The sequence below is a fragment of the Virgibacillus subterraneus genome, from assembly GCF_900110695.1.
Classification (GTDB): domain Bacteria; phylum Bacillota; class Bacilli; order Bacillales; family Amphibacillaceae; genus Lentibacillus; species Lentibacillus subterraneus.
This window is the reverse complement of record NZ_FOEH01000002.1, coordinates 236,168-249,407: the sequence shown is the minus strand read 5'-3', so window position 1 is coordinate 249,407 and position 13,240 is coordinate 236,168. Positions and strand designations below refer to the sequence as shown.

Here is a 13,240-nt window from a genome sequence, read left to right as displayed (position 1 = left end):
TATTATGACCTTTCAAGTAGTTATTAACTTAATAATCGCGATTATGTGGATGTTTTTAAGTGAAAGCTATTCCGGAGCAAGCTTTATTGCCGGATATATACTGGGAATACTTTTGTTGCTTGTGTTAAATCGTTTTATTCCGGATGCCTTTTATTTAAGACGCGTATATAAAATTATTTATTTAATGTTTTTATTTATAAAAGAATTGATATCATCAAACTTCGATATCGTTAAACTTGTTTATAAACCTAAGCTTGAGTTTGAACCAGGAATTTTTGCAATGCCTACCGAATTAAAAAGTAATTGGGAGATCACTTTACTTGCAAACTTAATTTCTTTAACACCTGGTACGCTATCCGTGGCTATTTCCAGTGACAACACCCATATTTATATCCATGCCATGCATATTGATGATATTGAAGATGAAATTTACTCTATCAAAAACACATTTGAAAAAGCTATTTCTGAGGTGACACGATGACAGAATTACTATCAATAACTGGAACCATACTTGAGATTGTTACAAAAGTATGTGTAATAGGTATTTCCATATCACTACTGCTGCTATTATATAGAATCATTGATGGGCCAACAAATGCCGATCGAGCTGTGGCACTCGATGCAATAGGTATCAATCTAATGGGCCTGGCAGCTTTGGTTGCAATTATTATTTCAACAACCATGTTGAATGATGTTATCTTACTTATTGGAATCCTATTATTCATTGGGACGATAGCAATTGCAAAATACTTGGAAAAGGGTGTTATAATTGATAGAAATTTGGATTAAAGTCATTTTTAATTTAATAATCGCCTTCTTTTTACTATCAGGAACATTTTTCATTCTATCAAGTTCCATTGGAATTGTTCGTTTTCCTGATGTTTATACACGACTACATGCAGCTACCAAAGCTTCAACACTTGGTATTGCAGGTATATTAATTGGTGCATTTCTATTTTTATACGTATCAGACAGTATAGTTAGCGGAAAATTACTATTAGCTATTGTATTTACACTGTTAACCGCCCCTGTCTCAGGTCATATGATATCAAGAGCAGCCCATCGGAACGGAGTAAAGCCCGTTACTAAAAATAGAACAGACGAATATGAAGAAGCTATTCAAAAGCATACCCAACATTAAAAAGTAACTTTTTATATAAAAGTTACTTTTTTTGTACCATAATAAAGTAATTTGGGAATTTTGAATTAGATTAAAACTTTGAATGATTGGGTATAAAACATATTATAAAAATATATTTAATATAAATTTGGACATAGTAAGAAGAGATTTTATAGATGAGAGGTTCTAAAATGAATACACAATTTTTATTATCCGCTTTAAAAGTAAAACAAGTATATGGAACTATACCTAATGAAGTAATTGCTATTGAACAAGATTCACGCCAGGCAGTAACTGGATGTTTATTTATATGTACAACAGGATTTACCTTTGATGGGCACGACTTTTATAAAGAGGCATTGGAAAATGGAGCATCTATAATTGTTTCAGAGAAATACCTGGATATGGACCTTGAAAAGTCCGCGTTAGTCATTGTCAGCGATTCAAAAAAAGCAATGGCAATACTCGCAAATAGGTTTTTCGACTACCCTTCTACAAAGATGACTACATTCGGTGTGACCGGAACAAATGGTAAAACTACTGTAACCAATCTAATTTATTCTATGCTGCGAGAAGAGAAAATTCAGGCTGGATTATCGGGAACAAACGGAATAACAATAAACGATGAATTAAAATCAACTGAAAATACGACTTGTGACACGATAACAAATCAGCGAATGTTAAAGAGTGCACTAAATAATGGCATTAGCCATATGATAATGGAAGTGTCCTCCCATGGTATTGCACAAGGAAGACTAAACGGAATTGATTTTGGTATTGTTACGTTCACAAACCTTTCACATGATCATTTGGATTTTCACGGTACAATGGAGCAATATGGGTACACAAAAGGCATCCTTTTTTCCCAATTGGGAAATGATCTAACCAAGTCTAAATATATCGTGTTAAATTACGATGATCCATGGTTTGAAACGTATAAAAACTTATCTGCCCATGAGGTCATTTCATATGGTCTGCAGGAGCAGTCAGACTTTTACGCTAACAAGATTATTTTCCACGAAGATTTTACTGAATTCACCTTGCATACACCCGAGGGTACATATCATGCAAAAATGCGTTTGTTAGGTACCTTTAATATATATAACGCGATGGCCGCAATTGCTTCCTTGTATGCAAATGGATCATCTGTTGAAAGACTCGTAACTATTTTGCAATCAATATCACCAATCAGTGGCAGATTAGAAAAATTAGATATAAATGCTCCAGTAACCTTGTATCTTGACTATGCCCATACACCAAATGCAATAGAAAGTTCGATACAAGCTGTATTACCTTTCAAAACAAATAGACTTATTTACCTTGCTGGTACTGGAGGTGATAGAGATGATGCTAAGAGGCCACTTATGGCAGAAAAGGCATCAAAAGCAGATTATGTTATTTTAACTATTAATGATCCCAGATATGAAAATACTGAGAAGATACTTAGAAATATGGAGAAAGGCATGCAGCATGATAATTATGTCTTAATTGCAGATCGCAAGGAAGCAATTACATATGCAATAGAAATTTCTGAACCAGGTGATATATTAATATTTGCTGGTAAGGGGCAAGAAAATTACCAAATTATTGAGAACACAAAACAACCATATAGCGATACTAGTATTATTAAAGAGGTATCATATAGAAAATATAAAAAGTGTATACCCCACCCTGAATAAAAAAGTTAATAAACCAGGCTAAAATTTATCCGGACAGACACAAAACCATCCCTTCCTTCATAAAGATGTTATATAGGCAATAGCCCAGCCAGTAATTGAAGGAGGTGCTTGTGTTTGTCTGGAATATTAAGTGTTCTTGCATTGCTGATCAAAGAAGCGCTCTTTTTTGTCTCCTACGTAAAAAACCACGCGTTCCCACAACCATTACCACCAGAAGATGAAGCAAGGTATATTCAGGCAATGCAAAATGGTGATGAGACCGCTCGAAATAAATTAATTGAACACAACTTACGGCTGGTTGCGCACATCGTCAAGAAGTTTGAAAATACTGGAGAGGATATGGAGGACTTAATTTCTATTGGGACGATTGGGTTAATTAAAGGAATTGAGAGTTACTCTACAGACAAAGGAACTAAATTAGCCACATACGCGGCTCGGTGTATAGAAAATGAGATACTGATGCATTTACGTGCATTAAAGAAGGTGAAGAAAGACGTCTCCCTTCACGATCCAATCGGCCAAGATAAAGAAGGAAATGAAATAAGTCTAATTGATATCTTAGAAGCTGAAAATGAAAACATTATTGAATATATTCAGCTAAACATGGAAATCGATAAACTGAAACACTATCTATCTATCCTTGACAGCAGGGAAAGAGAAGTTATCATTTACCGATATGGGTTAGGAAAGCAAAAAGAGATGACCCAGCGGGAAATTGCTGACAAATTAAATATTTCCCGAAGTTATGTATCCCGTATAGAGAAAAGAGCGTTGATGAAAGTTTTTCATGAATACTATCGGAAAGAAAAAAGAGCTTAAATAAAATATGGCATTCGTCAAAGTATTCTTATGAAAGCGTACTTCGCTTTCTTATTACACTATATACATTTGAGTGCAAGTTTTAATATAGATAAGCCTTTAGTTGCACATATGCAGTAAGAAATGCGAACAAAAAAGCGCGATGACAAAAAATCATACGCGCTCATTTTCCTGTATTTTTATTTTCAGACGATGAGAATGATAGATTAGCCATCCAGCAACGAATGTTGTTGCAAAAGCCAGTAGTGTTAGTGAACTCCCATCTGGGGATTGACGAATATACGTATTAATAATTGCACCCATATATAGATATGAAGCCAATATTAACAATGTTGCTGTAAAACGGCGATAGTCCTTTAATTTTAATTCTAATTGTTCTATATTCAACTTCATAGTATCTCCCCTTCCTATATAAGAATCATAACATATGAAACTATTACTATAGGAAGGTAATTCTTGGATGCATTAAATCGTTTTAATCATTTTCATTATTAAGTTAGCTGCATTCTTAGCTGCATCTTCAAGGAAAGCATCAAATGAGCTAGACGACTGTTTTCCAGCTATGTCAGATAATGCTCGGATTATGACAAATGGTTTATCGTATTGATAGCAAACTTGTGCAACTGCTGCTGCTTCCATTTCCGCTGCAAGCATCGTAGGAAACTTTTTGTGTACAAACGCTACTCTTTCCGGATCATCCATAAAAGAATCGCCTGTTGCAATAACACCTTCGTTAAAATTAATATCCAAGTCTTTTATTGCTTGTGTAGTTTTTGCAATTAATTCTGTATCCGCAGCATACATTGCCGGCATATCAGGAACCTGACCATATGCATAATCAAAAGCTGTAACATCTACATCATGATGGACAACCTGTGTTGAAATAACAATGTCGCCAACCTCTAAATCATTTGAAAAACCACCAGCGGAGCCTGTGTTAATCACCTTAGATGGTGCATATCTTTCATGCATAATCGTCGTTGCCATTGCAGCATTTACTTTTCCAATACCTGATTTAAGTAAGACTACATCCTGACCAAGTAATTCGCCATGCACATACAAGCAATTAGCAATAGTAGTTTCTTTTTTGTTTGTCATCTCATCCATTAACAAAGCTATTTCTTCATCCATTGCTCCTATTATTCCAATCGTCATAGCAGTGCCTCCATTATGAAATATGCCTATTCAAATCGATATTTTTGGTCATTTTCTTTTAGTTTCTCTACTTTAGTTGGTTTCCATCCTTGACCTTCAACCCAAGTTAGATATACTCGGTAAATTTTTGATTCACTCGGATTTGATGTTGTCGTTTTAACCTTCTGATTTCCATTACGTTCAATCCACCACATAGTAAAACTATCTTCATTTAAATCAGTCGCTAACGCAACAGCTTTTCGCATTTCTTTTCTATCCTGGGAATTCTCAGTATAATTTATTGTATGCTGGCCAGTCTGTTCTGTCCCAACAGGTTCCCAATTTCCAGTATATGCCTCTGTAACGTTGTCATCAGAGGGTTCAGCCTGCTCTGTTTCTACATCATTATTATTTTCTTCTTCTGTACCGGTATCATTCGAACTATCTGACGTACTGTTGCTATTCTCTGATTCATTTTCTTCTGTAACCGATTGCTCGTCCTCTTTAGGAGTTGACTCATCTTCATCTTCAGGTTGTTCTGACTCATCTGGTGCTGCATTTGATTGATTTTCAGCAGATTGATCAGCCTCATCATCACCTCCAAAAATAATTACTCCAAGTAATACAATAATAAGTATACTACCCAATACTAGAAAAACCGATAATGATTTAGTATTCTTTCTTCGCTTTTCAAATTTATCCACACGTGAATAATCGTTGAAATCAGACATTGCCTATACCCTCCCATACTATACACTACTATAATATCATATTTTGCCAGAGAAGATATATGTCATATTTAGAATAGATATTTTTGACTATATTATTATGGAAGTCTGTTTTCTAAACGAATTCTGCTTTTTTCCAAGCAACGGAATCATATTAACTAATGCGACGTAATGTTGAAAGATAAACTTAATTGCTATGACATCGCTCCGGGAATACACTACGATTTCCGCCGGCAACGTCAGCTTCCTCGGAAGCAAAAACAACGTAATCGGTTACTCTTAATCTGTATCGCATTCTATATCGATAGCGATAAACATTTAGAAAACAGGAATAATAGCCCACATGGGACTCGTATATCCTGCAAGTCGAAACCTGTCGGAAGTTCTTCTCTCTAATGTATTTAAACTAACAGCCATTAAAAAAAGCGGAATGAATAGTCATCCGCTTTTTCTTAGAAATTAATCAATTTTTACGATTTGTACCTGGATATCTCCACCAGGTGTGGCCACTGATACTTCAGTACCAATTTCATGGCCAAGTAAACTTTTGGCCATTGGGGAGTCATTCGAAATCTTTCCCTCAAATGGATCGGCCTCAGCGCTGCCTACAATGGTATAGGATTCTTCTTCTCCATCAGGGTACTCTTTGAACGTCACAGTTTTCCCTAATGATACTATGTCTGGATTATCATTATCATTTTCTATTATCACTGCATTGCGAATCATTGTTTCGACATGGCTAATACGTGATTCAACAAATGCCTGTTCATCTTTAGCTGCATCGTACTCGGAGTTCTCAGATAAATCACCAAATCCGCGTGCTTCTTTTATTCGTTCAACTACCTCTTGCCTTCTCTCCGTTTTCAAGTAATGCAGTTCATTTTCTAACTTCTCTTTCCCCTCTTGGGTCATATAAAAACTTTTCTCTATTGCCATTTAAAATACACTCCTTCTATCTAACAGTTCAAATAAAATCATAAAACAATATGATATTACTGCATTTATGTCTTTAATATCCTGTGAATAGTTATACTAAACACTACTATGGCAGATTTAATTTAAATTTTCAATACTTTTACATTAATTATTTTGTCGATTTTTAGATAATATTTTCTCAATTTTAGTGGCCATAATATCAATAGCCACATGATTTTGACCACCCTCTGGAATTATGATATCTGCATATCTTTTAGTCGGTTCCACAAATTGCAGATGCATCGGTCGAACATTATTAGTATATTGATCAATAACAGAATCCAAAGTTCTCCCGCGCTCCTTAATATCTCTTAAAAGTCGGCGAATAATACGTACATCCGAGTCTGTATCAACAAACACCTTTATATCCATTAAATCAACTAAACGAGGATCTTCCAGAATTAGAATACCCTCCAGAATTATAACCTCTTTAGGTTCAACTGGAATCACTTCTGTAGAGCGTGTATGAACCTTGTAATCATATACCGGCTTCTCGATTGTTTTACCATTCATAAGATCATGCAAATGTTCTTTTAATAAATCATTATCAAAGGCTAATGGATGGTCGTAATTAGTATTCAGTCTCTCTTCAAACGGTAAATGACTCTGATCTTTATAATAATAATCTTGTTCTATTACAAGAATTGTTTTATCTTGGAAACGTTGACAGATGGAACGGGTTACGGTCGTTTTACCGCTCCCGCTACCTCCAGCAACACCTATAACAACTGGTTTTTCAGGCATGAGAATAGGTTCTCCCTTCTTCTACTTTTTATTACTTATAGCTACTCCATCTCCAATTGGAACAATTGTTGTTACATAATCGGGGTGTTGAATTAGCCATTCGTTGTACTCTCTAATTTTCCTAGCTAATTTCTGAAATCTGGGATGTTCTTTCTCTGGATCAGCTACAAAGCCTTTGAATAAAACATTATCTGAAAGGATAAATCCATTTTCGGATAAAAGTGGACTGGAGAGCTCAAAAAAACGTTTATACTGTCCTTTGGCTGCATCAATAAACACTAAATCAAATTTGTTATCCTCTTTAAGTTCACTCAGTATTTCTATAGCATCTCCGAAAATGATTTGTATATTATCCTGAACACCTAATTTCCAAACGTTTTGAACTGCTTGATTGTACCTTTGCTCATCCCGTTCGACTGTCACAATAGTAGCATTCGGATTTGCTTCCAGCATTCTTAGTGCTGAATATCCAATAGCAGAACCTACCTCTAATATTCTATTAGGCCTCTTTAAGCGTATTAATTGCATTACAAAGTTTATGCCTATTGGATCCATAATTGGTACATTTTCATCTTCTGCAATTCGCTCAAGTTCCTCTACCCAATCGTCTGTAGGAGGTAAAGATCGAGTTAAATAACTTCTTAACTTTTCATCCATTACAACAACCTCTTTTATTAGAAAACTTGGCAATCGTTAAAGGAAGTCTTATGAAAACGTATTTTGCTTTCATAGGAACCTTTATATTTTGGAGTGCAAGCCTTAACATAGATATGCCTTAGCTATACTTATGCAGTAAGAAAGTAATTTCTTTACTGCCCAAAAATAGGAAATGTGAATTTCTAATCCACACTCCCTTTTGACATTAATCTATATACTGTGCTTTATATTCTAGATGCTGGTCATGCGTTTCTGAAAAATACACATTTCCTTCACCATCATGTAAGAAATACTTATATTCAGATTCCGCTGGATTTAGAGCTGCGTGCAAAGAATTTTTAGCGAAATTTGATATCGGTCCTACAGGTAAAGATTTGACTTGATACGTATTATATGGTGATTGTATTTCCAAGTCTTTTGATAATACTTTTTCTTTATGCTTACCAAGTGCGTATAAAACAGTTGGATCTGTTTGCAGCGCCATACCTTCATCGAGTCGATTATAAAATACGCTTGCGATATTATCTCGTTGATCTTCAGAGCTTGATTCTTTTTCAACCAGCGATGCCATTGTTAAAGCTTCATGTACAGTAAAATCGCGTGCAGAAATTTCATCCAGATAAGGTGTAACAACCTCCACTGTCTTGTCGAGCATTTGTTCAACTACGAATTGTACACTAGGTTCCTCTTCATAAAAATTGTATGTTGCTGCAAATAAATACCCTTCTAACGGTGTACGAATATCAGGATTCAATATATTGTTCGTTAATATATCCGGGTAAGTATTTATAAGTATTTCAATATACTCTGGATCATTTACTGCATCCAGGAAATCATCTTTACTAAAAGGAAGTTTTCCAGCGTATATTCCAGCTATCTCATCAATGGTCTTTCCTTCAGGGATAGTAATTGTATATACCGGTTCTTCCAAAACTCTACCATTTTTTAAAGCCGTAATTATTTCATCTATTTTCATCGATGGTGTAAATGTATATTCTCCTGCTTGAAAATTAGACTCATTTTTAAATTTTATGTAAAACCTGAAAACACGGCTGTCTTTTATAATCCCGTTTTCTTCAAGAACATTTGCGATGCTAGACGTTGAAGAACCCATTGGAATTTCAACCTTTACTTCTTTTTCACTATCAGGATTGACAGGCTGTAAGGCAGATTTGATATATGTGTATCCAGATATTCCACCTACGACAAGTATAAGGATTAATGAGATAATAATAATGGCAACAATTTTTCTAACCGTTCTAGCATCGTCGTTGCGCTTTATTAAATTGTCCTTATAACCACCTGACTTTTTCTTCTTGAACATTCTTTTATCCCCCTCACCCGGTACATTATACTAAAAAAAATAAAATTTAGCTATGATAAAAGAAAAGCTGACATCATTATTTGACATCAGCTAAATAATCTATTATTTGTTGCCTTTAATACTTATTCGTTCTCTTCTTCATTAGCTAGTGTATTCAGCATTTCCTCAACAATTTCCCATTCCTGTTCTGATTCAATCGGGAAGAGAGAAAGATCATTGTCATCTTTTTCCTTTTCTTCATAACGAAATGCATAAACTTCAACTTCTTCGTCGTCTTTTTGTTCAACTGGTACAACTGCAATGTAAGATTGTTCAGTTTGATCTACATCGAAGGTAAATAATACTTCAAATAAATGTTCTTCACCATTTTCATCTGGTATGATAATACGTTCTTTTTCCTCTAGGGCCATTACTACACTCCTTTAATTCTGTTGATCAAGATATCCTTGTAAAATCATTACAGCTGCCATCTTGTCTATTACTTTCTTTCTTTTCTTTCTACTAACATCCGCCTGCAGAAGGACACGTTCAGCAGCAATAGTAGTAAGTCTTTCATCCCATAGAATTGTGGGGATCTTGTGTGTCTCTTCAATATGTTTTGCATATTTTTGAGATGCCTTTCCACGTTCACCTATAGTATTGTTCATATTTTTGGGCAATCCTATTACAGCTTTTTCAATTTCATGCTCTTTCAAAATTTTTTCTAGCTGTTCATCGGCGGAATGTAATTCCTGTTCATCCCACTTTATCGTGGTCAAACCTTGTGCGGTCCAGCCAAAAGCGTCACTTACCGCAATACCGATTGTTTTGGAGCCAACATCTAATCCAATTATTTTCATTTATCTATCCTTTTGCTGTTCTTCTAAATAAAATTTAACTAATTCCTCAATTACCTCGTCACGCTCAATTTTACGAATTAAGTTCCGTGCATCATTATACCTTGGTATATATGCAGGGTCACCAGATAATAAATAACCCACAATTTGATTGATCGGATTATAACCTTTTTCCTTAAGCGCACCATGGACAGTAAACAGAATTTCCTTTATGTCCTGATCAAAAGGTTCCTCCGAAAAATTAAATTTCATTGTTTTATCAATAGAGCTCATAGTGACACCTCATTCCATGTTTTGCCTTATTCATATTCTAACATGTTTACTCTTATTATTATATCTTTTTTTGTTAGATAGAATACAAGCTATTTTTTAGTTAATTTTTTCTTTAACATATTGCTTGGCAAGCTTTAATGCTTCGTTAATTTTACTGGAATCTTTACCACCGGCCTGAGCCATATCAGGGCGACCGCCACCTCCACCGCCACATAGTTCAGCGGCTTCTTTTATTAAGTTACCAGCATGTAACCCTTTTTCAATTAAATCTTTTGATACACCGGATGCCAGCTGTACTTTTTGGTTATTCTCTGCTGCCAGTAGTATTACGCCTGAATCTAATTTTTGTTTTAGATCATCAACCATATTTCGTAGCTGATTCATGTCCTTAACATTCACTTGTTGTGTTAGTACGTTAACACCCTTAACCGTTTCTACTTGTTCCAGTACAGATGATGCTTCTGCATTTGATAGCTTTGCATTCAACGATTCATTGGTTTTCTGCAATGACTTTATTTCCTGGAACAATACCTCCACTCTTTCTGGAGTCTTTTCTTCATTTGTTTTTAGAAGCTGTGCTGTTGATTGTAACACGTTAAGCTTTTTATTTACATACTCATATGCCTGTTTACTCGAAATTGCTTCAATTCTCCTTGTGCCAGCACCTATACCAGTTTCAGACACCAGTTTAAATAAGCCAATTTCAGCTGTATTTTGAACATGACATCCACCACATAATTCAATACTATAATCTCCTATTTGAACAACACGAACAATGTCCCCATATTTTTCACCAAATAAAGCCATTGCTCCCATTTCTTTAGCTTCGTCTATTTTCTTAATATCAATTTCTAATGGTAATGAGGCCCATATTTTCTCATTAACGATTTGTTCAATATGCTGTAATTCTTCTTCTTTTACAGATCCGAAATGTGAAAAATCAAATCGTAATCGATCTGGAGTCACCATAGAACCAGCTTGATTGACATGGTCACCAAGCACATCTTTTAAAGCCTGATGCAACAAATGTGTTGCGGTATGATTCTTGATAATAGCTGTTCGGAATCCTTTATCAACTATTGCTTTTACACTGTTTCCAGTATGCAGTTCACCATCTTTCACACGCACCCGATGAATATGCTGACCTTTTGGAGCTTTTTGTACATCTTCAACATATGCTGAGGCAGTATCCGTGTAAATCCAGCCATTATCTGCAATCTGACCACCACTCTCGGCATAGAAAGGTGTTTCCTGTAAGAATAGCATTACTTCCTCTCCAGCTTTGGCTGATTCAGCCATATCACTTCCATTGACGATTGCTGTAATCGCAGTATCTGTTTCTAATTGATTATAACCAATAAACGTACTATCTGCTTCTATCTCACTTAATATACCATCCTGTACTTGCATAGAGTCAACTTTTTGACGTGCATTTCTAGCTCGCTCACGCTGTTTTTCCATCTCTTCTTTAAAACCCTTCTCATCGATGGTGAATCCTTGTTCCGCCACATATTCTTCGGTTAATTCTTTCGGAAACCCATACGTATCATACAGTCTAAACACTTCACTGCCAGGAAAAACATCGCTTCCTTTATTTTTTTCTTTTTCCATAATGGATGTTAGAATATCCAAGCCATCATTTAACGTTTCATGGAAGCGTTGTTCCTCGACTTTAACAATATTTTCAATATGCTCTTGTTGTTTAACTACTTCAGGGTAAAAGTCTTTCATAATTTGACCAACTGTTGGGACCAACTGATACATAAATGGCTTATCAATACCAATTTGCTTAGCAAAACGAATCGCACGACGCAATAGCCTTCTTAACACATATCCTCTGCCCTCGTTTGAGGGAAGTGCATTATCACCTATTGCAAATGTTACTGTTCTGATATGATCTGCAATGACTTTAAATGCTGTATCATGTGCAGTGTTTTTTCCATATACACTCCCGGATAATTCCTCAGTTTTCTTTATTATTGGCATGAACAGGTCTGTTTCAAAATTAGTCGGAACATCTTGAATAACGGAAACCATTCGTTCTAGCCCCATACCGGTATCTATATTTTTCTTAGGTAATGGTGAATAGGTATCGTCCGGGTTATGATTAAATTGAGAAAATACTAAATTCCATATCTCCAGATATCGATCATTTTCACCACCCGGATATAGTTCGGGATCATTTTGATCACTTCCATATTTCTCACCACGGTCATAGAAAATCTCTGTATTTGGTCCACTAGGTCCCTCACCTATGTCCCAAAAGTTCTCTTCAAGACGAATAATACGTTCTTCCGGGATTTTAACATCATGCAGCCAAATATCATATGCTTCATCATCTTCAGGATGGACAGTGACAGCTAATAGATCAGGGTCAAAACCAATCCACTTATCACTGGTTAAAAACTCCCAACCCCATTCAATTGCTTCTTTTTTAAAATAATCACCAATAGAGAAATTGCCAAGCATTTCAAAAAAGGTATGATGTCTTGCTGTAAATCCTACGTTTTCAATATCATTTGTCCGAATTGATTTTTGTGCATTAACCATTCTCGGATTATCTGGGATAACCCGTCCATCAAAATACTTTTTTAATGTAGCGACACCACTATTAATCCATAACAATGTTGGATCCTCTTTTGGTACTAATGATTCACTTGGTTCTATACGGTGTCCTTTTTCGTTAAAGAAATCTAAAAACATTTGTCGTACCTGTGCTGAAGTTAACTGTTTCATACTTTTTCCTCCATTTTTGATTTTATTTTAAGCACTACTTTTACAATTAGAAAAACGTATACCTGTACGTCGGGGTTGGGAGTAGCTGATGCTGAAGTCCAATTATCCACATCACTTTAACTTTTTCCAACAATTAAAAAAATCCCCTCTCTGCATTTATGCAGGGACGAGATATTCGCGGTACCACCCTAATTATGAACGAAATGTTCGTCCAT

Annotated in this window: 16 protein-coding genes and 1 other annotated feature (1 of these 17 only partly in view); of the genes, 5 read left to right on the top strand and 11 right to left on the bottom strand. The window is 35.4% G+C overall.

Annotation, left to right across the window (positions count from 1 at the left end):
• Nucleotides 1–4 precede the first annotated feature (4 nt).
• The 5 genes from BMY13_RS07640 to sigK all read left to right on the top strand — a co-directional run bounded on the left by BMY13_RS07640 (nt 5) and on the right by sigK (nt 3,618).
• Nucleotides 5–481, top strand: a complete 477-nt coding sequence (locus BMY13_RS07640) for a Na+/H+ antiporter subunit E (RefSeq protein ID WP_092492489.1) — start codon at nt 5–7, stop codon at nt 479–481.
• Nucleotides 478–789 carry a Na(+)/H(+) antiporter subunit F1 gene (locus BMY13_RS07635; RefSeq protein ID WP_092492488.1) on the top strand — a complete coding sequence of 104 codons (312 nt, stop codon included), beginning with the start codon at nt 478–480 and terminating at the stop codon, nt 787–789. Before BMY13_RS07640 ends, BMY13_RS07635 begins: the two co-directional genes overlap by 4 nt.
• Nucleotides 770–1,141 (top strand): monovalent cation/H(+) antiporter subunit G, encoded by a 372-nt coding sequence (mnhG, locus tag BMY13_RS07630; protein WP_092503703.1) that lies wholly within the window; start codon nt 770–772, stop codon nt 1,139–1,141. Before BMY13_RS07635 ends, mnhG begins: the two co-directional genes overlap by 20 nt.
• Before the next feature lie 170 nt (nt 1,142–1,311).
• Nucleotides 1,312–2,799, top strand: a complete 1,488-nt coding sequence (locus BMY13_RS07625) for a UDP-N-acetylmuramoyl-L-alanyl-D-glutamate--2,6-diaminopimelate ligase (protein ID WP_092503701.1) — start codon at nt 1,312–1,314, stop codon at nt 2,797–2,799.
• 114 nt (nt 2,800–2,913) lie between these two features.
• Nucleotides 2,914–3,618 (top strand): RNA polymerase sporulation sigma factor SigK, encoded by a 705-nt coding sequence (gene sigK, locus BMY13_RS07620; protein WP_092492485.1) that lies wholly within the window; start codon nt 2,914–2,916, stop codon nt 3,616–3,618.
• Between the two features lie 153 nt (nt 3,619–3,771).
• Here the strand turns inward: sigK and BMY13_RS07615 are convergent, their stop codons facing one another.
• The 11 genes from BMY13_RS07615 to alaS all read right to left on the bottom strand — a co-directional run bounded on the left by BMY13_RS07615 (nt 3,772) and on the right by alaS (nt 13,025).
• A complete protein-coding gene (locus tag BMY13_RS07615; RefSeq protein ID WP_092492484.1) occupies nt 3,772–4,011 on the bottom strand; it encodes a YrhC family protein in 240 nt (79 codons plus the stop codon).
• Nucleotides 4,012–4,083: 72 nt separating this feature from the next.
• Nucleotides 4,084–4,773 (bottom strand): 5'-methylthioadenosine/S-adenosylhomocysteine nucleosidase, encoded by a 690-nt coding sequence (gene mtnN / locus BMY13_RS07610; RefSeq protein WP_092503699.1) that lies wholly within the window; start codon nt 4,771–4,773, stop codon nt 4,084–4,086.
• A 26-nt stretch (nt 4,774–4,799) separates the two neighbouring features.
• Entirely contained in the window at nt 4,800–5,483 is a 684-nt protein-coding gene (locus BMY13_RS07605) for a YrrS family protein (RefSeq protein WP_092492482.1), read from the bottom strand.
• Between the two features lie 456 nt (nt 5,484–5,939).
• On the bottom strand, nt 5,940–6,416 hold the full coding sequence (greA, locus tag BMY13_RS07600) for a transcription elongation factor GreA (RefSeq protein WP_092492481.1): 477 nt from the start codon (nt 6,414–6,416) through the stop codon (nt 5,940–5,942).
• Between the two features lie 144 nt (nt 6,417–6,560).
• A complete protein-coding gene (udk, locus tag BMY13_RS07595) occupies nt 6,561–7,199 on the bottom strand; it encodes a uridine kinase (RefSeq protein WP_092492480.1) in 639 nt (212 codons plus the stop codon).
• Between the two features lie 21 nt (nt 7,200–7,220).
• Nucleotides 7,221–7,856 (bottom strand): O-methyltransferase, encoded by a 636-nt coding sequence (locus BMY13_RS07590; protein WP_092503697.1) that lies wholly within the window; start codon nt 7,854–7,856, stop codon nt 7,221–7,223.
• A gap of 205 nt (nt 7,857–8,061) precedes the next feature.
• A complete protein-coding gene (gene mltG / locus BMY13_RS07585) occupies nt 8,062–9,180 on the bottom strand; it encodes an endolytic transglycosylase MltG (RefSeq protein WP_092492478.1) in 1,119 nt (372 codons plus the stop codon).
• Between the two features lie 122 nt (nt 9,181–9,302).
• A complete protein-coding gene (locus BMY13_RS07580) occupies nt 9,303–9,590 on the bottom strand; it encodes a DUF1292 domain-containing protein (RefSeq protein WP_092492477.1) in 288 nt (95 codons plus the stop codon).
• Nucleotides 9,591–9,602: 12 nt separating this feature from the next.
• Nucleotides 9,603–10,019 carry a Holliday junction resolvase RuvX gene (ruvX, locus tag BMY13_RS07575; protein ID WP_092492476.1) on the bottom strand — a complete coding sequence of 139 codons (417 nt, stop codon included), beginning with the start codon at nt 10,017–10,019 and terminating at the stop codon, nt 9,603–9,605.
• Nucleotides 10,020–10,289: an IreB family regulatory phosphoprotein gene (locus BMY13_RS07570; RefSeq protein WP_092492475.1), complete on the bottom strand. Its 270-nt coding sequence runs from the start codon at nt 10,287–10,289 to the stop codon at nt 10,020–10,022.
• Nucleotides 10,290–10,385: 96 nt separating this feature from the next.
• Nucleotides 10,386–13,025 carry an alanine--tRNA ligase gene (gene alaS, locus BMY13_RS07565; protein ID WP_092503695.1) on the bottom strand — a complete coding sequence of 880 codons (2,640 nt, stop codon included), beginning with the start codon at nt 13,023–13,025 and terminating at the stop codon, nt 10,386–10,388.
• A gap of 159 nt (nt 13,026–13,184) precedes the next feature.
• Nucleotides 13,185–13,240 (bottom strand) — a binding site (T-box leader) (it continues 151 nt past the right edge of the window).